The organism is Pseudomonas sp. FP2338, from assembly GCF_030687515.1.
In the GTDB taxonomy this organism is placed as follows: domain Bacteria; phylum Pseudomonadota; class Gammaproteobacteria; order Pseudomonadales; family Pseudomonadaceae; genus Aquipseudomonas; species Aquipseudomonas salomonii.
This window is the reverse complement of record NZ_CP117436.1, coordinates 1712791-1733155: the sequence shown is the minus strand read 5'-3', so window position 1 is coordinate 1733155 and position 20365 is coordinate 1712791. Positions and strand designations below refer to the sequence as shown.

Here is a 20365-nt window from a genome sequence, read left to right as displayed (position 1 = left end):
TGTGAACACTGTTCATCCGGCGCCTTTGGGACTATAAATCAGCGCTTGAAGGTCAAAGGATCGCCATCGTGCTGGTCATTATTGCCTTGGCCCTGGTCGTGGCCGGGCTCTGCCTCTGGGTCGTGCGGTTCATTGCCAACCCTACCGTCAGGACCCTGACGCGGGTGTTTATTGGCTTGTGCCTGGCGGCGGCAGTGGCTTATCTGGTGCTGGCGTGGGGTTTGCCTATCTCAGTGCTGGCTTGATGACCTGTAACTTTTTCTGCAAGGACTGCCTATCTTGAAATTCGCCTACACCATTATCTATGTGCCCGACGTTGCGGCGTCATTGGCATTCTTTGAAACAGCCTTCGGCTTCAGTCGCCGTTTTTTGCATGAATCCGGCACTTATGGCGAGTTGGAAACCGGTGACACCACACTGTCGTTCGCTGCGCATGAACTGGGCGAAATGAACTTCGACGGCGGGCATGTCGAGGCGCACGCCTCTAGAAAGCCGCTGGGGATGGAGGTGGGATTTGTCACCGAGGATGTATTCGTCGCCCATGCCAAGGCGCTGCTGCACGGGGCAAAAGAACTGTCGCCACCGAGCACCAAGCCCTGGGGGCAAGTGGTGTCGTATGTGCGCTGCCCGGATGGCACGCTGGTGGAGTTGTGTACGCCGATCGTGGGCTGAACACAGAAACATTGTGGGAGCTGGCTTGCCTGCGATAGCGGTGTGTCAGGCACAGATGTAGAGACTGACCCGCCGCCATCGCAGGCAAGCCAGCTCCCACAGTTTGATCCTCATTGCCTGCAGATTCAGGGTTTTAGCGGGCGCTCTTGATCGCGCTCGGACAGCTCGGTGCCGTCGTCCGGATGTTTCCAGGTCTGCGGCTTGTCTTCTTCGCGTTGCCGCCGGGCCTGCTCGTGCTCCGGCTCGTCCTGACGTGTGTGCTCGTCACCCATACGCACCTCCCTTCCATAAGAAATTGGTCACTTCAGAAGCATAGAACAGCAATGAGATTTTGGCGGACTTGCTGATTGATAGCCAATACACATCAATCCATCCAAATTACTCACTTATCATTTCTAAATGTGTCAGCCACTATCCGCGGTCTTAAGCGAAACAAGCACTTTAAAAAGAACGCTGGAGACACAAAACCATGACTAGCCCTTCCCGGCCCGACTCTGCCCGCTCGAAAGTTGGTGCGGTATTCCGCGTTACTTCGGGCAACTTCCTCGAACAGTTCGACTTCTTTCTGTTCGGCTTCTACGCCACCTACATCGCTGCCGCGTTCTTCCCCGCCGCTAATGAGTTTGCGTCATTAATGATGACCTTCGCCGTGTTCGGTGCAGGCTTCCTGATGCGGCCTCTGGGCGCAATTATTCTGGGTGCCTATATCGATGACGTCGGTCGTCGCAAAGGCTTGATCGTGACCCTGTCGATCATGGCCAGCGGTACGCTGCTGATCGTGCTCGTGCCGGGTTATCAGACCATTGGCCTGTGGGCACCGTTGCTGGTGCTGCTGGGCCGCCTGTTGCAAGGCTTCTCGGCTGGCGCAGAACTGGGCGGCGTGTCGGTGTACCTGTCTGAAATGGCTACGCCAGGCCGTAAAGGCTTCTACACCAGCTGGCAGTCGGGCAGCCAACAGATCTCCATCGTGGTGGCCGCCGCACTGGGCTACGGCCTGAATGTGTGGATGGAACCGTCGGTCGTGGCCGATTGGGGCTGGCGCATTCCGTTCGCCCTCGGCTGCGTGATCATCCCGTTCATCTTCGTGTTGCGTCGCAACTTGCAGGAAACCGAAGAGTTCGCCAACCGCAAGCATCGCCCGACCATGCGCGAAGTGCTGGCGACCCTGGTGAAAAACTGGAGCGTGGTGATCGGCGGCATGCTGATGGTGGCCATGACCACCACCGCGTTCTACCTGATCACGGTGTACGCGCCGACCTTCGGCAAGACCGTGCTGCACCTGAGCACCTCCGACGCCCTGCTGGTGACTTTGCTGGTGGCCGTGTCGAACTTTGTCTGGCTGCCGATCGGCGGCACCCTGAGTGACCGCTTTGGCCGCAAGCCGGTGCTGGTCGCAATGACCGCCCTGACCGTGATCACCGCCTACCCGGCGCTGTCGTTCGTGGTCAACGCACCGAGTTTTGCGCACATGCTCGAAACCCTGCTGTGGTTCTCGTTCCTGTACGGCATGTACAACGGCGCGATGATCCCGGCGCTGACCGAAATCATGCCGGTTGAAGTACGTGTGGCGGGCTTCTCCCTGGCCTATAGCCTGGCAACGGCGATCTTCGGTGGCTTCACGCCGGCGATCTCCACCTGGTTCATTCACATCACCGAAGACAAAGCTTCGCCGGCCTATTGGATGATGTTTGCCGCGGCGTGCGCGCTGTGCTCGACCCTGGCGCTGTACCGTCGTGCCAACACGCGCGGCCAGGTCATGCAGGGGGCGGTGCAATGAAGATGCTATTAAAAACCCTGACGGCCCTGACCCTCGGCGCCCTGGCGCTGACGGCCCAGGCCGAACAGCTCAAGGTGATGACCTCCGGCGGTTTCACCGCTGCCTATAAACTGCTCGGCCCGCAATATGCCCAGCACAGCGGCGACACCCTGGACACCATTCTCGGCCCGTCGATGGGCAAGGCGCCGGAAGCGATCCCCAACCGCCTGGCCCGTGGCGAACACGCCGATGTGGTGATCATGGTCGGCTATGCCCTGGATGACTTGATCAAACAAGGCAAGGTCGACCCTGCGTCCCGCGTGGAACTGGCGGATTCGCGCATCGGCCTGGTCGTCAAAGAAGGTGCGGCCAAACCTGTGATCGGCACCGATGCCGAGCTGAAGGCAGTGCTGAGCAAGGCCAAGTCCGTGGCGTATTCGGACAGCGCCAGCGGTGTGTATGTCGAGAAGGAGCTGTTCAAGAAGCTCGGCATGCCCGCCAAGGGCACGATGGTCGAGCGCACCCCGGTGGCCGAAAAGGTCGCCAAGGGTGATTACGAGGTGGGCCTGCAACAGGTGGCCGAATTGTTGCCGGTGCCGGGCGTGACGTACGTGGGCAAGATCCCGGAAGACGTGCAATCGGTGACGCGTTTTGCGGCGGGCATTCCGGTCAACGCCGAACACCCGGCGCAGGCCAAGGCATTGTTGCAATTCCTCTCCTCGCCCGAAGCGCAACCGGTGGTGCAATCCACCGGCCTGGACTCGGTGTCACACTGACCGAAACGGCATCTCGCGCACCAACCGCTCCAACTCCAGCGCCGCTGGCGGCAATGTCCGCCCGCGGCGTTTTATCAAGCCCACATGGCGCATCACCTGCGGCTCGATCAGCGGCACACTCACCAGAATAGGGTGTTCGCACGCCGGCATCGCAATCGACGGCACCATCGCCACGCCCAGCCCCGCCTCCACCAGCCCGATCATGGTGGTCACGTGATGGGTCTCGCAGATACTCGGTTTTTTCACCCGCACGCCGCGCAACGCCTGGTCCAGCAGGAAACGGTTGCCCGAGGTTTTGTCCACGGTGATGTAGTCGTGCTCGTAGGCCTCGGCCCAGCTCACGCTGTCGCGCTCGGCCAATGAATGGTCACGACGGCAGGCCAGCACATAGCGCTCCTGGAACAGCAACTCGAACTCCACCTCATCGGCCAGGCTGCCGCTGAAACTCACGCCGAAATCCGCCTCGCCGCTTTCCACCGCATTGCACACCTCACCGGCGCTGGCATCCAGCACGCGCAGGCGAATCTTTGGGTACAGCTTGTGGAATTCGGAGATCACGTGGGGCATGAAGTAGTACGCGGTGGACGGCACACAGGCGATAGTCACGTTGCCCATGCGCGTGGAGGCGACGTTGCTGATCCCCATCAAGGCGATGTCGAGGTCGTCGAGAATGCGCTCCACCTGAGGCAGAAACGCGCGCCCGACCATGGTCAGGCTGACCCGCCGCGTGGTGCGCTCGAACAGCTTGACGTCGAGGGCGGATTCGAGCTTTTCGATACGTCGGCTAAGGGCCGGCTGCGAGATGCGGATGGCCTCGGCGGCACCGCGAAAACTGCCCTTGTCTACCACGGCGCGGAAGGCTTGGAGGTCGTTGAGGTCGAAGTTGATGATCACGAGGGATGGGCCAGTGTGGTCGATTTGGGGGGCATTATCGTACGGCCGATGGTAAGGCGCCATGCGTGCCGGGGGCGGGTTGCGTTAATAACCCTGCTACAAATATGAAGTCATACATATCAGTGCGTTATTGGCCGAGTGGCGTCACGCAGTCGCGAAAAAGCGTCAATACTTGCGTCCTGAGTTACTCAACGGAGAGAGAAACGCTCATGGAAACCTGCCAGAACCCCTACCTATTTTGGATCGACGATGAGACGCCGGACACCGACATCGGTCAGTTGCTCCTTGCAACACGCCAATGGTCGAGTAGGATTGAATCCTACCCACTGCCCGCGGGCTTCGACATGCGCTCAACCCAGCAAATGAGTATTACCTTGCCACTCGAAATGGCCGCCCTGGTCAAAGCCAAGGTCACCTCCGGTGAATATGCGAGCGAAAGTGAAGTGATACGCGACGGCCTCAGGGCGCTTATGGCCCGTGACCGAGCCATGGAAGACTGGTTGCGTGACCAGGTGATTCCCGCCGCCGCCACTCTCGAGGCAGCCCCTGGCCGAGCGCTCTCCACCGAGCAGGTTCGCGAACACATGGCAGCCAAACGCCAGCGAACCGGTACAGAAAAACCGTGAGCTATACGGTAGCCTTTGCGCCTGAGGCGTTAGCCCAACTGGACGCCCTTGAAGACTACATCAGCAAAACCGAATCCCCCGTTGTTGCAGCACGTTTTGTCGACAACATCATCAACCACTGCGAAAGCCTTGGCGTGTTTCCGTTGCGCGGCACATGCCGTAACGACCTGCTACCCGCCTTGCGCATCACTCATTACCGGCACACCACCGCCATCGCATTCAGCGTGGCCGCCGAGACTAAAACCGTGTCGATCCTGGGCGTGTTTTACGGCGGCCAGGATTACGCCGCTCAATTTCAGAATCATGGGTGAGAGCAGGCCTCACGCCCACCGATGGCGTGCCCAAAAACAAGGAAGAAAAAATGACTGACACCCCAAACCCGCGTCGACCTTTGCGCTGGGGGTTAAGCCTGACCGGTTTACTGGCTGTTGCGACCCTGGGCTTTTTCGCCTGGCAAAGCTTCTACCCCGTCAGCGCTGCCACTGGCTGGAGCGTGCAAACCGTGCACCGTGACGTGCCCAAAGCCGCTTCATTGATGCCCATGCCGGATGGCTCGCTGATGATCAGCCAGGAACTCAATGACGCCAAAGGCAGCATCGTGCGTATCCATCCCGATGGGCAACGCGATGTGGTAGTGGGCAACCTGTCCAAACCCGACGGCATGTTCGCCACCCACGGCGGCTGGGTCTTCAGCCAGGAAACCGGCAACGCCCCGGTCAGCTTTCTCAAGGATGGCGTGGTTAGCGAGTTGTTTCGCGGCGAAAACGTGCAAGGCCTGTGGGTTGAGGGCGACGACCTCTACGCCATCGAAGACCGCAAGGACAACGGGCGTCTATTGCGTTATCGCTGGGGTGACCAGTCGCTGACCGTTGTGCGTGACAAACTGCACGAAGGCGAATCCATCACCCGTTGCACCGATGGCCGAATGCTCTACACCGAAAAGAAAAAAGGCGTAGTGCGCGAGCTGACCGATGACGGCAGCGATCCGGTGGTGCTGTCGGGGTTGAACAAACCGACGTTTTTGATGTGCGATGAGCGCGGGTTGTGGGTGAATGAAGACTCGACGCACCGTGCAAGGTTGTTGCTGATTGATAAGCAGGGGCGGCAACAGACGATTTTGTCTTTCCTGAAGGCGCCGCAGTCAATTGTGCCGACGGATCGAGGCACTTATCTGCTGGCGGAAGGCGGGAGGGATCGGGTGTTGGAGTTGACGCCTGAGACTCGCACGCTGTCGCCTTAAAATTTTGCAGTACAGGCCAATTTGAATGCTCGCGAACCTGTCATAAAATCAACAGAACATCTTCTATCGCGACACCACCTCTAGCCAGACGCGCGTCACCGCGACTTTGCTTTGCGGGTCCCGCTCGTATATTTCAAAGCCTAGGGACAACACCAGCGCATCCGCCGAAAAGCCCTTCAGCGCCGCCAGGGTCAGTTCGAGTTTTTCGAAGAACACGGCTTCATGGGCGCCGTGGATCAGCACATTCAGCACGTCGCCCCGCTGGTAGAAAATCTCCTGGAAACCTTGACCGTGGTGCATGTCGGTGTCGAGCACGGCGACGCGCTGCAAACGACTCACTGAGATCAGGCCGGCAAGCGCCGCTCGACGCCATTGGCCATGTGCTGCAAATCCTCCACTGGGGTTCGCCCAATCAGCATGAAAGCATGGGCAGGATTGGCCCAATACACCACGTTCAGGCCTCGGCGCTGCTCGCTGGCCAGCGGCTGCACGCCCTTTTTACTGGCGGTGATGCACAGTGCCAAAGGGCCGTGGCGTGGGTCGAGGTAGGTGAGTTGGCCAATCAACACGCCGTCATAGTCGAGGATCTGCGCCCGTCGGAATTCGGCGCCGGGCAGGCTCACGGCCTCAGGCGATAACGACACACCCAGTTGTATGCCCACAGAGGTCAACTGGGCCGTGTGAGATGCCGGATCCAAGCTGAGGTTTTCCAAAGTCTGTGGCGTGTACAAGGCCATGTATTCGGCGACTGAGGCTCGCCAGCCTTGGCCGGGTTCAACACGCTGCCACCCCAGGAACAGGCGATCGGCCGCCACGCCGGCCACCGCGAAGCTCGCGGCCACGGCAAGGAAACGCCGACGGCTCCAGGCTTGGGGCGGTGCCGGTGGCAAGGCGTTGAGTATTGCGTGCAGGCGTTCAGTCGGGGCGTGTTCCAGCACCGCGTCGAAGGCAGCCTTGAACGGCAAGTCGGCGCAGAGCAGTGTGTCCAGGCGTGCGGCCAGCGCCGGGTCAGCGCTGGCCTGGTCGGCGATCCGTTGATGTTGGTCGGTACTCAGTTCGCCGTCCAGATAGGCCACTAGCTGCTCATCGGACGGTGTGTCGGTGTGGCTCATCGCCGTTCTCCGTTGGCTTTATCCTGCTGGGCTGTCGGGGAGGCTGCTTCGGCAAGCTTAATGCGAGCAGCGGCCAGCCGGCTCATCACCGTGCCGATAGGTATCTGCAGGATTTCGGCAATTTCCTTGTATGAAAGCCCTTCGACATACGCCAGAAACACCGTTTCACGCTGCGCTTCGGGCAAGCCGTTAACGCGCTTGATCACCTGCGCAGCGAGGATTTGCTCCTGTGCCTGGCTTTCACCATCAAACGACAATGCCTGTTCGGCATCGACAAACCCCTGCCCTTGGCGCACCCGTTGCGAGCGCAGTTCGTTGAGCCAGATCGAATGCATGATCGCCAGCAACCAGCGATCCAGGCGCGTGCCGGCCACAAATTGCCCGCCACGCTCCAAGGCCCTGACGCAGGTGGCTTGCACCAGGTCTTCGGCCAGGTGTTTTTGTCGCGACAACACCCACCCGTATCGCCACAACCGTGGCAACAACTGGCCCAACTCGCGGCGAAACTCAGCGTCCCGAACGATGGCTGCCTCCTGCGGACAGGTTCACGGCGTTCAAGCCTGTGGCGCTGCGGCGATGGCTGCGGCCAGGTCTTCGTATTCTTCGCAGGTGGTACTGCACAAGGCTTTGATTTTCACCAGTTGCTCTTGCGCCAGGTCGACCCGGCCCTTGATCACATAGGCCTCGCCCAGGTACTCGCGAACCTGTGCGTAGTTAGGGTCAAGTTCGACCGACTTGAGGTAATAACCAATGCCTTCATCGGTGCGCCCCAGCTTGCGCGTGGCGTAGCCGCGATAGTTGAGGGCCTTGGCGGTGTTGGGATTTTGCAGGGTGTCGAGCAAGGCCAGCGCCTCATCGAAGCGCCCGTCCTTGGCCAGGCGGTAGGCGTAATCGGTACGGTCGGCGTCTGAGGTGGCTTTACTGGTTTGCAGCACACACTTACCGGTCTTGGTGTCCCAGACCTGGCCTTTGGGGCAGTTGGGCTTGAGCGGGGCCGACTCATCCCCGGACGCGTGGGCCTGGCCTGCGAGCAAAGCGGCGGCCAGGCAAGCGCCGAAGAACAGCGCGGTGCGGTAGGTAACGGGGTGTTGGTGGCGAGCTTTCATGGTTGTCTTACTCCGTAACAATAGGGAGGAAACATCACTGTTAAAGCGCATTGCGTGCGCCCGGCAACATGCGGCGCAAGGTGCTGTCGCCCAGTACATAGTGATGCCAGAGCGCAGCAATGGCATGCACGCCAGCCAGCAGGATGATCGCCCAGGCCACATTGTTATGCAGGCCGCCCAAGGTGCCCCGCCAGGCATGATCGATCACAAAAGGCGCGGGCACGGCAAACAGTCCGAAAAAATTGAAGGGCTCGCCTTGAGCCCAGCGAAACAAAAAGCCCAACACCATCTGCGACACCAGCAACAGGTACAGGCAACCATGCGCCAATTTCGCCAGCAGGTTAAGCGCCGGGTGACTGTCGGGCCTGGGCCGATTGCCACCGAACATACGCCATGCAATCCGCGCGGCAATCAGCAGCGCCATGGCGATACCTAACGAGATATGCACCGATTGCAGGCCCTTGCGCAGCGGCGTGCCCTTCTCCAGGTTTTCCCAGATATGCGCACTGGCAAACATAAAGATCACCACTGCGGCGGTCAGCCAGTGGAAGCTGCGGGTCAGGCGATCATAGCGGTCGGATGCTGTGTTCATGGACGTTTCCTGGGTGGTCTGTGGAGTGAACACCGCAGTGGCGAAAGTTATTCGGTGAGGGATGAATAATTTTTGCTGGTCGGGAAACGAAGAAGCCCCGCCGCTGATTCAGCGACGGGGCGTTTTTATGCGGTGTTTATGACTCAGCTGCCACGCTCTTTGTTGGCTTGAGAGAGGACCGATGCCGCCAGGGACTTGGTCTCCTCACTGTATTTCTCGCTTTGAAGGGCTTTGCCGGCTTTTTCCTCCATGTGCGCGCTCGTCTGCTTATCCGTACCGGTCTGGGACAGCGCCGACGCGGCCAGGCTTTTGGCGATGGTCGAGGCGTTTGGATTATTCAAGGTTTCGGCGGCCAACGTCGCCATCGTGCTGGAGGTCTTTTTTGTGTTTTTGCTCATGGTGCATTTCCTTTGCGTTTGAGGGAAAACCTACGAGTGAACGACTCGTAGTCAGAAGATAGTGAGTTAAATATCCGTTCGCAACGAACTGGCTGTAGCCTTTGTTTTTAAAAGATGTAAGAAAGATTCCAGCGCTATGTAGTACCCGCCCAGTTCGATGTTCACACAATGATAATGTTTGAAAAGTCGCCTTGTTTTTATTAGATTTCCGCCCGGCCAGTCACGGCAACTTTGCCAGTGCGCCGCTCTAATAACCCTTCAAGGATGACCCTGCATGTCTCAACCTGCACTCAACGACAATATCGTCACATGGACATTCCAAAACTACGCCGCCATCGTCGGGCTGCTCAGTGGCCTGGCAATATGTGCCCTGGTTTTATATATCTACTCGCGCTCAGGCTCGCTGATTTTTCTGCGTGATTTGATGTGGCGGTTCTTCGGTGGCTCGACCACGTTTGAAAACCCAAAATATGAAGCCACCCGCAAAGACCTGCGCGAAGTTGAATACTATCGGTTCGAATTCAATATCCCAGCGCAAAACCTGGAACACGCGCGGCAGGCGGATAAATGGATCACTGATAACCACTTCAGTTACAACGATGTGGCCAGGGTCAGAAAGTATATTGACTGGAAAGACTTCACTCAGTTATCGCTTAAAGAGGCAATGATCACACCCTCCAAACGTAATTGGTTTTTGGGGTTGGGCGCCTTCTTCCTGGCGATTATCAGCATCACGCCGCCATTGGCTGACTCCAGCTACCTGATGGTGTCGTTGAAAAAAGCCGCGGATGTGCCGTCTTTCTATCTGTCGGAAAACAACGCCAAATTCCATTTCTGGCCCAGTGAAACGCTGTCTGTGGACGAGTGCAAATCACCGACGGCACTGGAAAAGTTCTATAACGAGGACTTCTCCGAAAGCACCATCAATACCATTTGCACGCTATTTCTTTCGCCCACCTACGCTGAAAACGTAAAAACCGGATTGAAAGAGCAAAAAGGCTTTTTACTGTTCATCGCCTGCCTGTCGATATTTGCGGTCTTTTGTATCTTGACCAAGCTCTCGCGTTTGGGCGTAGCCAGGAAACTCCATGATCAGATGACCGCGCAGAGCACCCATACGCCCGCAGAGAGCGCCGCTCAACCGTAAACACTGTCACTGTAGCAAGCAGGCCTGTTGTGGCAGCCTTGATGTAGCAAGCAGGCCTCTTGTGGCGAGCAGGCTTGCCCTGCGTTGGGCGGCGAAGCCGCCCCATCCCAGGCGCCCAGTGCCTGGAGGAAGATCGCGGCGGCAGGTTTCAGGGCCGCTACGCAGCCCGACGCAGGGCAAGCCTGCTCGCCACAAAAAGCCTGCCCGCCACAAGGCTACTTGCCATAGCAAGCCGGCTCACAGGCCATAAAGGCCGCCCCAGAGCGTCGAATCGATTGCACTGATGGTTATTATCGAAACGAGCGCCTGTGTGATTGCCAGCACCGGTTCCTATAATCGCCTCCACTTTCCCTCCCCTTCGCCTGGCTTCAGGCGACATGCCTTCTGGAACCGACACCATGCCAAGCCCCAGCCAGGCCCACAGCGGCCGTCCTGAACATAATCAACAAAGTGTCAAACAGCAGTGGCTGGCGATTCTCTCGGTCGCCGTAGGCGCTTTCGCCCTGGTAACCAGTGAGTTTCTGCCGGTGGGCGTGCTCAACGACGTCGCCAGCGACCTGGGCATCAGTGCCGGTCACGCCGGTCTGATGGTCACGCTGCCCGGCATCATGGCCGCCCTCGCCGCGCCATTGCTGTCGGTGATCATTGGGGGAATGGACCGTCGTTACCTGCTGATCGGCCTGACGCTGATCATGATCATCGCCAACTCGGTGGTGGCCTACGCCAGCGACTTCAGCCTGCTGCTGTTCGGCCGTGTACTGCTGGGCATCAGCATCGGCGGCTTCTGGGCCACGGCCATTGCTCTAAGCGGCCGCTTGGCGCCCAAGGGCGTGGGCGTAGCGAAGGCCACCTCGATCATCATGATGGGCGTGACCCTGGCCACCGTGCTGGGCGTACCCGTCGGCACCTGGCTCAGCGGCCTGATGGGCTGGCGCATGACCTTCCTGGTGACCGCGATTGTCGGCGTGCCTGTATTGCTGGCACAGGTGTTCCTGCTGCCGCGACTCACTCCGGAAAAAGCCATCCAGATCCGTGACCTACCGGCCTTGTTTATCAACCCACAAGCGCGGGTCGGCTTGATCGCCGTGCTGCTGATCGGCCTGGCGCACTTTGCTGCCTACACCTATGTCGCGCCGTTCTTCAAAAACAGTTCCGGTTTCGATGGCCCGACCATCGGCTCACTGTTGCTGCTATATGGCGTGGCCGGCGTGATGGGCAACGTCTTTGCCGGTTTCGCCGCCAACCGCAGCGTGCGCCACACCCTGCTGCTGGTCGCGCTGATGATCGGCACCAGCACCGCGCTGTTCCCTCACTTCGCCACCGGCATGACCGGCGCCGCGATGCTTATCGCACTCTGGGGCTTCGCCTTCGGCGCCTTCCCGGCCTGCGCGAGTATCTGGATGTTCGTGGTCGCACCTAAAGACGTCGAACGCGGCATGCCGCTGTTCGTCGCCCTGTTTCAGGTGATCATCGCCTTGGGTTCGTTCTTTGGCGGCCGGATCGTGGACCAGATGGGCAGCGCAATGCTCTTGAGCCTGGCCACCGCGCTGGTAGGGCTTGGGTTTGTGACCGTGCTGGTGTTGGGGCGTAATGTGAGTAATAGCTTGGCGGCGCAGCCGGGCTGATACGACTCGTTAACCACTAAAAAGCCTGCTGAGCATTGAGCTCGGCAGGCTTTTTTTGTTTCAGTGATCACAAGAAGCCTTGGCTTCCTTTGCCATCGCGATGATTGACTTGTATTTCGAACTGTCGGTGTCGCTCTCACTCAGCCATGCCAATGAATGAGGGCTCAAATTCGTATCTTCCGACAACCGAAACAGAATCCTCATACGTAACGGGTTACCGATTACGTACGGAAATCCTTCGGCTATCTCATCAAGATTAAGCCCTAACGGGTGGCCTACACCTATCGCGATCCAAACTTCGTACGTGTCATCAGCGCCAGGCTCGCAATAACGAAAAAGCCCCTGAAATGTTCAACCATTTCAGGGGCTTTTCGTTATTCAATAATGGCGGAGAGATAGGGATTCGAACCCTAGGTACCGGTGAAGGTACAACGGATTTCGAATCCGTCCCATTCGGCCACTCTGGCATCTCTCCAACGGCGCGCATCATAACAGTGTGTTTCGCGAAAGCAAACCAAAAAATCGATTTTTTTCCGTGCTATCAGATGCTTGCGTCGATTACAGCGGTACGCCGAGACGATTGGCGACTTCTTCGTAGGCTTCGATGACGTCACCGAGGCCCTGGCGGAAGCGGTCTTTGTCCATCTTCTTCTTGGTGGCTTTGTCCCACAGGCGGCAGCCGTCCGGGCTGAATTCGTCGCCCAGGACGATGGTGCCGTCGTGGAACACGCCGAATTCGAGTTTGAAGTCGACCAGCAGCAGGCCTGCGTCGTCGAACAGCTTGCTCAGCACGTCGTTGACCTTGAGGGACAACTCTTTCATGCGTACCAGCTGCTCAGCGGTGCCCCAGCCGAATGCCACGACGTGGGATTCGTTGATGAACGGGTCGCCCTTGGCGTCGTCCTTCAGGAACAGCTCGAACGTGTAAGGGTTGAGCTTGAGGCCCTCTTCCACGCCCAGGCGCTTGACCAGGCTGCCGGCGGCGTAGTTACGCACGACGCATTCGACCGGGATCATGTCGAGCTTCTTGACCAGGCACTCGTTGTCGCCCAGCAGTTTGTCGAATTGGGTCGGAATGCCGGCCGCTTCGAGTTTTTGCATGATGAAGGCGTTGAACTTGTTGTTCACCATGCCTTTGCGATCAAGCTGTTCGATGCGCTTGCCGTCGAACGCCGAGGTGTCGTTGCGAAACAGCAGGATCAGGCGGTTGGCGTCGTCGGTCTTGTATACCGACTTGGCTTTGCCGCGGTAGAGTTCTTCACGTTTTTCCATGATGGGCTCCGCTTGCTAAAGGGTGGGCTAGGCGATGTGTCGCCAATCTAGCCCTGAATCTTGATCGGCCAGTTGCAGCCAGTCCGGGTCGCACCCGAGGGTGTCGACAAAACATTGCCGCGCAAGCGCAGGCAGGTTGTTCTTGCTGCTCAGGTGGGCCAGGACCAGGTGTTGCAAGTCTTGCCAGCCCAACTCATACACCAGGTACGCCGCCTGGTGGTTGTTCAAATGTCCCAGTTCGCCGCCTACCCGCTGCTTGAGAAAGTAGGGGTAATGACCACGTGCCAGCAGGTCGCGGCAGTGGTTGGACTCGATCATCAAGGCATCGAGGTCACGGTAACCGTCCAGTACCTTGGAGCAGTAGGAGCCCAGGTCGGTGAGTACGCCGAAACGCCGCTGACCGCCACTGAATACATACTGCGTCGGTTCCTGGGCGTCGTGCGCTACGGCAATCACGTCGATGCTCAACGCACCGACCTGCAGCGTCTCGCCACCGGCCAGGAAACCTGCGGGTTCTATGGGTTTGCGCATCCCGCGCAAGGTGCCGCGACTCAGGTACACCGGAAGATTGTAGCGCCGAGACAGCAAACCCACGCCATGCACGTGGTCGGCATGTTCGTGGGTCACCACAATTGCGCTCAGCTGCGCGGGGTGAACCCCCAGGCGCAGCAGGCGCCGCTCGGTTTCTTTTAACGAGAAACCACAATCCACCAGCACATACGTGTCGTCATGTGCGACCAGCGTGCCGTTCCCTTGGCTACCGCTGCCGAGAACGGCAAAACGCATCGGATCAGCCCAGGTTGTCCTGAATCACGCCCAACACTTTGCGGGCTGTTTCAGCCGGCGCAACGGTGTTGATGTTCTTCTCGACGGTCACTTGCACGCTCTCGCCCACTTTGCTCAGGCGAACCTGGTAGCGCTCGGCACGGGTTTCAACCTCTTCCTTGGTCGGCTTGCTGCCGAACAATTTGCCGAAGAAACCTGGCTCGTCGTCTTTCTTCTCGGCTTTTTCCGCTACGTTGATGTAGTACAGGCCCAGGCTGCGGTTGATGTCTTCAACGCGCCAAGGGCCCTGTTCCAACGCGCGGCCAACACTGGCCCAGGCACGGTCGAGGTCTTCACCCAGGGTGAGCACCACGTTGCCGCTGCCGTCTTCGGTGAGGCTGACGCGGTTAGGCGTGTCGAAGTTGCCGGCGGCGAGCAGGGAAACCGAACCGCCCTTCTCGGAGATACGGCTCATGCTGGCCAGCATCTCGTCGACCAACGCGGCGTCAACGCCCATGTTGACCGAGCGCGGGGTGAAATCGACGTTGGCAGTGCTGCCGGCAGGACGCTCGGCGCTGACCACGTAGACTTCACTGGTATTACGCTGCACGCCTGGCTCGATGCGCACACGCACACGGGCTTCGCTGTCGGGTGCTACACCGCTCGCCTGCAGGCGCTTGGCCATGCTGGCGGACAGTTCGCTGCCGTGCTGCCATGCCGTGGTGAACTCACCGGTCTGCGGGCGTTGTTGATCAATGCTGAAACCGTTGTCCTGGAAGAACTGCACTGCCACTGGCCAGACTTCAGCCGGAGGGCGCTGAGCCATGATCCAGCGGTTGTCGCCGCTCTTTTGCAGGCTGTAGTCGCTGGTGTCCGCCACGGCCGAGATCGGCTGCGGGCGGGGCACCACGTACTCACCCTTGGTGGTGTCGTCGGCGACGTTGCGCGGAATCGGCAGCAACGGGTCAAGGCGCTTGGCGACGTTGACGTCCGGCGGCAGTTGCATCGGTTTGGTTGCTTGTGCTTCCAGGTAATCGCTGCCGCGGTCACGGAAGTAGCCTTCCGGGCCCCATACCCAACCGCAGCCACTGGTGCTGGAGATAATCAAGGCAAGTGCGGAAAGTCCGGCCAATCGCTTCATGCGTAGTGCTTCCTCAATTAAACCAGGACGCCGGACTGGCGCAGGGCCTGTCGCAGCGGTTCGTGACAGGCTTCGCTGAGCCGGGTGAGCGGCAGACGGATACCGTCCGGCATCAAGCCCATCTCAAACAGCGCCCATTTCACGGGAATAGGGTTGGATTCGATAAACAGTGTTTTGTTGAGCGGCATCAGTTGCTCGTGGATCGCACGGGCTTTTACGGCGTCACCGGCGATAGCGGCGGCACACATGTCGCTCATGGCGCGCGGCGCGACGTTGGCGGTCACCGAGATGTTGCCTTTGCCGCCCAGCAGGATCAGTTCCACCGCCGTTGCGTCGTCACCGGAATACACCAGGAAGTCGCTGCTCACGCCGGCCAGGATGTCCTTGGCGCGCTGCAGGTCGCCGGTGGCTTCCTTGATGCCAATGATGTTCGGCACGGTGGACAGGCGGATCACGGTCTCGGCCTTCATGTCGCAGGCCGTGCGGCCAGGAACGTTGTAGAGGATCTGCGGGATGTCGACGGCTTCGGCAATAGCCTTGAAGTGCTGGTACAAGCCTTCCTGGGTCGGCTTGTTGTAGTACGGGGTTACCAGCAGGCAGGCATCGGCGCCGGCTTTCTTGGCGTTCTTGGTCAGCTCGATCGCTTCACGCGTCGAGTTGGCACCCGTGCCGGCGATTACGGCAATGCGGCCCGCCACGCGCTTGACCACGAATTCGATGACCTGGATGTGTTCTTCCACATCAAGGGTGGCCGATTCACCTGTGGTGCCGACCGCCACGATGGCGTTGGTGCCTTCTTGCAGGTGGAAGTCCACCAGTTTGCCAAGGCTGTCCCAGTCGAGATGACCTTGTGCATCCATGGGTGTGACCAGTGCCACCATACTGCCCGCAATCATGCAACCGCTCCTGCCGGAAAAAGAGAGCCGTAATGGTACTGGCGCCAAGATGCTTGTACAAGCGAAGTACCGCCTGAGGATGCGTTCTGGGGCAACTAAACGACGGGCAATGCCATCATTGGGCCAAAGCGCGGCTTGAAGCACGCTGAAATCAGACCGATCGCGTAATGAAAACGCCACCTCCTAGCCCTTGGCGATGGTTTTCGCTACCCTTCATCCTTTGATCGATACGGCCCACACGGTATCGACCGCTCATCGCTTTAGGAAGGCTGCATGTCCACCCCCACAGTTCGCGAACAATTCCTTGTTATCAGTGCCCTCGGCGCCAACCCCATGGAGCTGACCAACGTCCTGTGCCGCGCCAGCCATGAGAACCGCTGCGCCGTCGTGACATCACGCCTCACCCGCCACGGCGAGTGCAGCGCGTTGGTGCTGCAGATTTCCGGCAGCTGGGACGCCCTGGCGCGCCTCGAAACCGGCCTGCCAGGCCTGGCCAAGAAGCACAACTTCACCGTCAACGTGGTGCGCAGCGCCGCCCTGGAAAACCGTCCGCAGGCCCTGCCTTACGTGGCGTATGTCAGCTCGGCCTACCGCTCGGACATCGTCAATGAGCTGTGCCAGTTTTTCATCGACCACAACGTCGAGCTGGAAAACCTCACCTGCGACACCTACCAGGCCCCGCAAACCGGCGGCACCATGCTCAACGCCACGTTCACCGTGACCTTGCCGGCCGGCGTGCAGATCAGTTGGCTGCGTGACCAGTTCCTGGATTTCGCCGATGCCCTGAACCTCGACGCGCTGATCGAGCCATGGCGCCCACAGAACCCAATGTAAGGAAGTACCTATGCCGGTAGCCATCGACAAACCCGTGGCCGATTTCGAAGCCCAGGCCACCAGCGGCCAGACCTTTAGCCTGGCAGCCCTCAAGGGCAAACAAGTGGTGATCTACTTCTACCCGAAGGACAGCACCCCGGGTTGCACGACCGAAGGCCAGGGTTTTCGTGACCAGTACGCTGCATTCAAGGCCGCCAACACCGAAGTGTTTGGCCTGTCGCGAGACAGCGTGAAGTCCCACGAGAACTTCAAGGCCAAGCAGGAATTCCCCTTCGAGCTGATCAGCGACAAGGACGAAGTGGTTTGCCAGCTGTTTGATGTGATCAAGCTGAAGAAGCTGTATGGCAAGGAATACCTGGGCGTGGACCGCAGCACTTTCCTGATCGACAAGGACGGCGTGCTGCGTCAGGAATGGCGTGGTGTGAAAGTGCCAGGCCATGTGGATGCGGTGCTGGCGGCGGCGCAGGCATTGAATAAAGCTTGACCCCTGCTGTGCCAACTTGCTGTGGCGAGCGAGCTTGTTGTGGCGAGCGAGCTTGCTCGCGCTGGAGTGCAAAGCGCTCCCGCTTTTAGGGGGCCGCTACGCAACTCAGCGGCAGCAACCCCCCTCACCACAATAAGGTTGCTGTTACAAAAGCGGCGCCACCACCGGCTCTTGCCGCGGCCACGCATCCAGCACGGCCTTGAACAGCGTCGCCAGCGGGATCGCAAAAAACACACCCCAAAACCCCCACAGCCCTCCAAACAACAGCACCGCGCAGATAATCGCCACGGGGTGCAGGTTGACGGCCTCCGAGAACAGCAGCGGCACCAGTACGTTGCCATCCAGGGTCTGGATAATCCCGTACACCGCCATCAGGTAGATGAACTGATCGCTCCAGCCCCACTGGAACAACGCGATCAACATCACCGGTACGGTCACCACCACCGCGCCCACATACGGCACCACCACCGACACGCCCACCAGCAAGGCCAGCAGCGCCGCGTAGTTCAGCCCGAGCGCGACAAACGCGATGTAGGTGACGCCGCCACAGATGACAATCTCAATGACCTTGCCGCGAATATAATTGGCAATCTGCCGGTTCATTTCTTCGGCCACTCGGGTGATCAGCGCCCGTTCACGCGGCAGATAGCCGCTGACCCAGCGGCCGATCATTGCGCGGTCCTTGAGAAAGAAGAACACCAGGATCGGCACCAGCACCAGATAGATCATGATGTTGACCAGGAGCGGCAGGCTGGACAGGGAAAAAGTCAGCGCCCATTGTCCGAATTTTCCGATTTCGCCGCGCGCCACTTCAATGGCCTGCAACACTTGCTCATCCGACACCAGGTGCGGATAGCGCTCCGGCAACAGCAGCAACAGCGATTGCCACTTGGCGAGCATGCCCGGCAACTCGTTGAACAAGGTGATCAACTGATGCCACAGCAATGGCAGCACCACGACGATAAACACCACCAACAGCCCCATGAACAGGGCAAACACCAGCCCTACCGCCACACCGCCGGGCAAACGCAGACGCTCCAGGGTAGTGACCAACCCTTGCATCAGGTAGGCCAGCACCATACCCGCCAGTACCGGCGCCAGCATGCCGCCCAAGGTGAGCACGGCGGTAAAGGCCAGGAACAGCAGGACGGCCAGCACCACCGCTTCTTCATCGGAAAAATAGCGCTGAATCCAGTCTCGTAACACTTTGAACATCAATCAACCTCGGGTGGTGGGGCGAACAGTTCAGGCCTTGCGCAACCAGTAACGGTACACACCGGCGGCATCTTCTTCGTGCAGCAGGGTGTGCCCGGCCAGTTTGGCAAAGGTGCGGAAATCGCGCTGGGAGCCTGCGTCCGTGGCGATCACCTTGAGCACGGCACCACTGGCCAAGCGGTTGAGTTCCAGCTTGGCCTTGAGCAGGGGCAGCGGGCAATTGAGGCCACTGGCATCGAGTTCGGCGTCAAAGGCTACAGCGTCGGTCATCGGTTTGCTCCAGGCATGCGTTTGGGGTGCTTAGAATATCTGGTCCGAAGCTCAGTGTCCGGCTACAGTAAGCTCTTTGTCGAAAGGCTTTGTGCATGACTTTTTTGCGCCCTACCCTGCTGACGCTGGCTTGCCTGCTGGCCTCCCCGGCCTTCGCTGACGACCTGCCGTCACTCGGCGACGCCAGTTCTGCCATTGTCTCGCCGCAACAGGAATTCCAACTGGGCCGCGCATGGCTGGCCTACCTGCGTGGCCAGGTCTCGCAGCTCAATGACCCGCAGCTCAAGGATTACGTCGAAACCAGCGTGTACAAGCTGGTGGAGACCAGCCAGGTGAATGACCGGCGCCTGGAATTCATCCTCATTGACAGCCCGCAACTCAACGCCTTTGCCGCACCCGGCGGGATTGTCGGGGTAAACGGCGGCCTGTTCCTGAATGCCCAGACCGAAGGCGAATATGCCTCGGTACTCGCTCACGAATTGGCTCACTTGTCCCAACGCCACTTTGCGCGAGGTGTGGAAGCGCAGTCGCGGATGCAGATCCCGATGATGGCCGCCCTGCTCGGCGGCATTATCGCGGCGGCGGCGGGTGCGGGCGATGCCGGCATTGCCGCGATTGCGGGCAGCCAGGCGGCAGCTATCCAGGAGCAGCGCAGGTTCTCGCGCCAGAACGAACAAGAGGCTGACCGTATCGGCATCCTCAATCTGGAAAAAGCCGGTTACGACCCACGCTCCATGCCGACCATGTTCGAACGCCTGATGCGCCAATACCGTTTCGATGCCAAGCCACCGGAATTTTTGCTGACTCACCCGGTGACCGAATCGCGGATCGCCGACACCCGCAACCGTGCCGAGCAAGCCAAGCAGGGCGGCAAGGAAGACAGCTTGCGCTACCAGTTGATTCGCGCACGGGTGCAGTTGCAATACGAAGACACGCCGGGGCTGGCCGCCAAGCGCTTCCAGGCGCAATTGGACGAGAACCCGAAAAACGATATAGCGCGTTATGGCCTGGCCATCGCGCAGATCAAGGGTACCCAGTTCAAAGAGGCGCGGGAAAGCTTGCAGCCGCTGCTGGCCAAGGCGCCCAACGACATTACCTACAACCTGGCGCAGATCGAGCTGGATATCGACAGCAACCATCTGCCGGATGCCCAGCAACGTACTGATCGGATGCTGGCCCAGTACCCCGGCAGCTATCCGCTGAATCAGATACGCATCGATGTGCTGCTCAAGCAGAGCCGTAATGCCGAAGCTGAAAAGGCATTGGACGGGTTGCTCAAGTCGCGTCCCGATGATCCGGATGTGTGGTACCAGGTGGCAGAGACTCGCGGCCTGTCCGGCAACATCATTGGTCTGCATCAGGCGCGCGCCGAGTACTTTGCTTTGGTGGGTGACTTCAAGCAGGCCATTCAGCAACTGGACTTTGCCAAGCGTCGGGCCGGCAACAACTTCCCGCTGTCCTCGCGCATCGACGCGCGCCAGCGTGAGCTGATCGAACAGGAACGCCTGGTGAAAGGGATGATGAGCTAAAGCCATCGCCCACAA

The 20365-nt window shown here is 59.4% G+C and carries 25 protein-coding genes, 1 tRNA gene and 1 pseudogene; 12 read left to right on the top strand and 15 right to left on the bottom strand.

Features of this window, described 5'->3' with window-relative positions; genetic code table 11:
• Positions 1-68: 68 nt before the first annotated feature.
• Positions 69-245, top strand: coding sequence for a hypothetical protein (locus PSH96_RS07880; protein WP_305458581.1), 177 nt, complete (start codon positions 69-71; stop codon positions 243-245).
• 34 nt (positions 246-279) lie between these two features.
• Positions 280-672, top strand: a complete 393-nt coding sequence (locus PSH96_RS07875) for a VOC family protein (protein ID WP_138816276.1) — start codon at positions 280-282, stop codon at positions 670-672.
• Positions 673-797: 125 nt separating this feature from the next.
• On the opposite strand, the gene PSH96_RS07870 is transcribed toward PSH96_RS07875, so the two are convergent.
• The gene (locus PSH96_RS07870) at positions 798-950 is read right to left on the bottom strand and encodes a hypothetical protein (protein ID WP_305460209.1); all 153 of its coding nucleotides are present in this window, start codon (positions 948-950) and stop codon (positions 798-800) included.
• A 191-nt stretch (positions 951-1141) separates the two neighbouring features.
• Here PSH96_RS07870 and PSH96_RS07865 point away from each other — a divergent pair, with 191 nt between their 5' ends.
• Together PSH96_RS07865 and PSH96_RS07860 are read left to right on the top strand one after the other, a co-directional pair.
• The gene (locus PSH96_RS07865) at positions 1142-2449 is read left to right on the top strand and encodes an MFS transporter (RefSeq protein WP_305458580.1); all 1308 of its coding nucleotides are present in this window, start codon (positions 1142-1144) and stop codon (positions 2447-2449) included.
• Positions 2446-3204: a substrate-binding domain-containing protein gene (locus tag PSH96_RS07860; protein WP_305458579.1), complete on the top strand. Its 759-nt coding sequence runs from the start codon at positions 2446-2448 to the stop codon at positions 3202-3204. The genes PSH96_RS07865 and PSH96_RS07860 overlap by 4 nt, the downstream gene beginning before the upstream one ends.
• Here PSH96_RS07860 and PSH96_RS07855 read toward each other — a convergent pair.
• Positions 3196-4098 carry a LysR family transcriptional regulator gene (locus tag PSH96_RS07855; RefSeq protein WP_305458578.1) on the bottom strand — a complete coding sequence of 301 codons (903 nt, stop codon included), beginning with the start codon at positions 4096-4098 and terminating at the stop codon, positions 3196-3198. The genes PSH96_RS07860 and PSH96_RS07855 overlap by 9 nt on opposite strands.
• A gap of 344 nt (positions 4099-4442) precedes the next feature.
• Here PSH96_RS07855 and PSH96_RS07850 point away from each other — a divergent pair, with 344 nt between their 5' ends.
• The 3 genes from PSH96_RS07850 to PSH96_RS07840 are packed head-to-tail and all read left to right on the top strand — an operon-like array spanning position 4443 to position 5964.
• On the top strand, positions 4443-4724 hold the full coding sequence (locus PSH96_RS07850) for a type II toxin-antitoxin system ParD family antitoxin (protein WP_370694356.1): 282 nt from the start codon (positions 4443-4445) through the stop codon (positions 4722-4724).
• On the top strand, positions 4721-5035 hold the full coding sequence (locus PSH96_RS07845; protein WP_305458576.1) for a type II toxin-antitoxin system RelE/ParE family toxin: 315 nt from the start codon (positions 4721-4723) through the stop codon (positions 5033-5035). Before PSH96_RS07850 ends, PSH96_RS07845 begins: the two co-directional genes overlap by 4 nt.
• A 50-nt stretch (positions 5036-5085) precedes the next feature.
• The gene (locus PSH96_RS07840; protein WP_305458575.1) at positions 5086-5964 is read left to right on the top strand and encodes a hypothetical protein; all 879 of its coding nucleotides are present in this window, start codon (positions 5086-5088) and stop codon (positions 5962-5964) included.
• Positions 5965-6054: 90 nt separating this feature from the next.
• On the opposite strand, the pseudogene PSH96_RS07835 reads toward PSH96_RS07840, so the two are convergent.
• The 6 genes and pseudogenes from PSH96_RS07835 to PSH96_RS07810 all read right to left on the bottom strand — a co-directional run.
• Positions 6055-6393, bottom strand: a pseudogene (locus PSH96_RS07835) (histone deacetylase family protein); the annotation flags it as partial.
• Complete coding sequence (locus PSH96_RS07830; protein ID WP_305458574.1) at positions 6309-7076, bottom strand: anti-sigma factor; 768 nt, start codon at positions 7074-7076, stop codon at positions 6309-6311. The gene PSH96_RS07830 and the pseudogene PSH96_RS07835, both read right to left, overlap by 85 nt.
• Positions 7073-7570 (bottom strand): RNA polymerase sigma factor, encoded by a 498-nt coding sequence (locus PSH96_RS07825; RefSeq protein WP_305458573.1) that lies wholly within the window; start codon positions 7568-7570, stop codon positions 7073-7075. The genes PSH96_RS07830 and PSH96_RS07825 overlap by 4 nt, the downstream gene beginning before the upstream one ends.
• A 60-nt stretch (positions 7571-7630) precedes the next feature.
• Complete coding sequence (locus tag PSH96_RS07820; protein WP_305458571.1) at positions 7631-8182, bottom strand: tetratricopeptide repeat protein; 552 nt, start codon at positions 8180-8182, stop codon at positions 7631-7633.
• 40 nt (positions 8183-8222) lie between these two features.
• Positions 8223-8774, bottom strand: coding sequence for a cytochrome b (locus tag PSH96_RS07815; protein WP_056857344.1), 552 nt, complete (start codon positions 8772-8774; stop codon positions 8223-8225).
• A gap of 143 nt (positions 8775-8917) precedes the next feature.
• A complete protein-coding gene (locus PSH96_RS07810; protein WP_305458570.1) occupies positions 8918-9172 on the bottom strand; it encodes a hypothetical protein in 255 nt (84 codons plus the stop codon).
• A gap of 274 nt (positions 9173-9446) precedes the next feature.
• On the opposite strand from PSH96_RS07810, the gene PSH96_RS07805 reads away from it, so the two are divergent.
• Together PSH96_RS07805 and PSH96_RS07800 are read left to right on the top strand one after the other, a co-directional pair.
• Entirely contained in the window at positions 9447-10319 is an 873-nt protein-coding gene (locus tag PSH96_RS07805) for a DUF6216 family protein (protein ID WP_305458569.1), read from the top strand.
• Positions 10320-10717: 398 nt separating this feature from the next.
• Positions 10718-11944, top strand: coding sequence for an MFS transporter (locus PSH96_RS07800; protein ID WP_069788564.1), 1227 nt, complete (start codon positions 10718-10720; stop codon positions 11942-11944).
• Between the two features lie 385 nt (positions 11945-12329).
• On the opposite strand, the gene PSH96_RS07795 is transcribed toward PSH96_RS07800, so the two are convergent.
• The 5 genes from PSH96_RS07795 to dapA all read right to left on the bottom strand — a co-directional run bounded on the left by PSH96_RS07795 (position 12330) and on the right by dapA (position 16018).
• Positions 12330-12419 (bottom strand) — tRNA-Ser (locus tag PSH96_RS07795).
• An 83-nt stretch (positions 12420-12502) separates the two neighbouring features.
• Entirely contained in the window at positions 12503-13216 is a 714-nt protein-coding gene (gene purC, locus PSH96_RS07790) for a phosphoribosylaminoimidazolesuccinocarboxamide synthase (RefSeq protein ID WP_017137340.1), read from the bottom strand.
• 27 nt (positions 13217-13243) lie between these two features.
• Positions 13244-14002 carry an MBL fold metallo-hydrolase gene (locus PSH96_RS07785; RefSeq protein ID WP_219266250.1) on the bottom strand — a complete coding sequence of 253 codons (759 nt, stop codon included), beginning with the start codon at positions 14000-14002 and terminating at the stop codon, positions 13244-13246.
• A gap of 4 nt (positions 14003-14006) precedes the next feature.
• Positions 14007-15122: an outer membrane protein assembly factor BamC gene (bamC, locus tag PSH96_RS07780; protein WP_305458568.1), complete on the bottom strand. Its 1116-nt coding sequence runs from the start codon at positions 15120-15122 to the stop codon at positions 14007-14009.
• Between the two features lie 17 nt (positions 15123-15139).
• Positions 15140-16018 (bottom strand): 4-hydroxy-tetrahydrodipicolinate synthase, encoded by an 879-nt coding sequence (dapA, locus tag PSH96_RS07775; RefSeq protein ID WP_017137337.1) that lies wholly within the window; start codon positions 16016-16018, stop codon positions 15140-15142.
• A gap of 273 nt (positions 16019-16291) precedes the next feature.
• Here dapA and PSH96_RS07770 point away from each other — a divergent pair, with 273 nt between their 5' ends.
• Together PSH96_RS07770 and PSH96_RS07765 are read left to right on the top strand one after the other, a co-directional pair.
• On the top strand, positions 16292-16852 hold the full coding sequence (locus PSH96_RS07770) for a glycine cleavage system protein R (RefSeq protein WP_017137336.1): 561 nt from the start codon (positions 16292-16294) through the stop codon (positions 16850-16852).
• Between the two features lie 10 nt (positions 16853-16862).
• On the top strand, positions 16863-17336 hold the full coding sequence (locus PSH96_RS07765; protein ID WP_056857366.1) for a peroxiredoxin: 474 nt from the start codon (positions 16863-16865) through the stop codon (positions 17334-17336).
• 144 nt (positions 17337-17480) lie between these two features.
• Here PSH96_RS07765 and PSH96_RS07760 read toward each other — a convergent pair whose 3' ends face one another.
• Together PSH96_RS07760 and PSH96_RS07755 are read right to left on the bottom strand one after the other, a co-directional pair.
• Positions 17481-18551: an AI-2E family transporter gene (locus PSH96_RS07760; RefSeq protein WP_017137334.1), complete on the bottom strand. Its 1071-nt coding sequence runs from the start codon at positions 18549-18551 to the stop codon at positions 17481-17483.
• Between the two features lie 30 nt (positions 18552-18581).
• A complete protein-coding gene (locus PSH96_RS07755; RefSeq protein WP_010212198.1) occupies positions 18582-18821 on the bottom strand; it encodes a sulfurtransferase TusA family protein in 240 nt (79 codons plus the stop codon).
• A gap of 95 nt (positions 18822-18916) precedes the next feature.
• On the opposite strand from PSH96_RS07755, the gene PSH96_RS07750 reads away from it, so the two are divergent.
• Positions 18917-20350 (top strand): M48 family metalloprotease, encoded by a 1434-nt coding sequence (locus PSH96_RS07750; RefSeq protein ID WP_305458567.1) that lies wholly within the window; start codon positions 18917-18919, stop codon positions 20348-20350.
• The last annotated feature ends 15 nt before the right edge of the window (positions 20351-20365 follow it).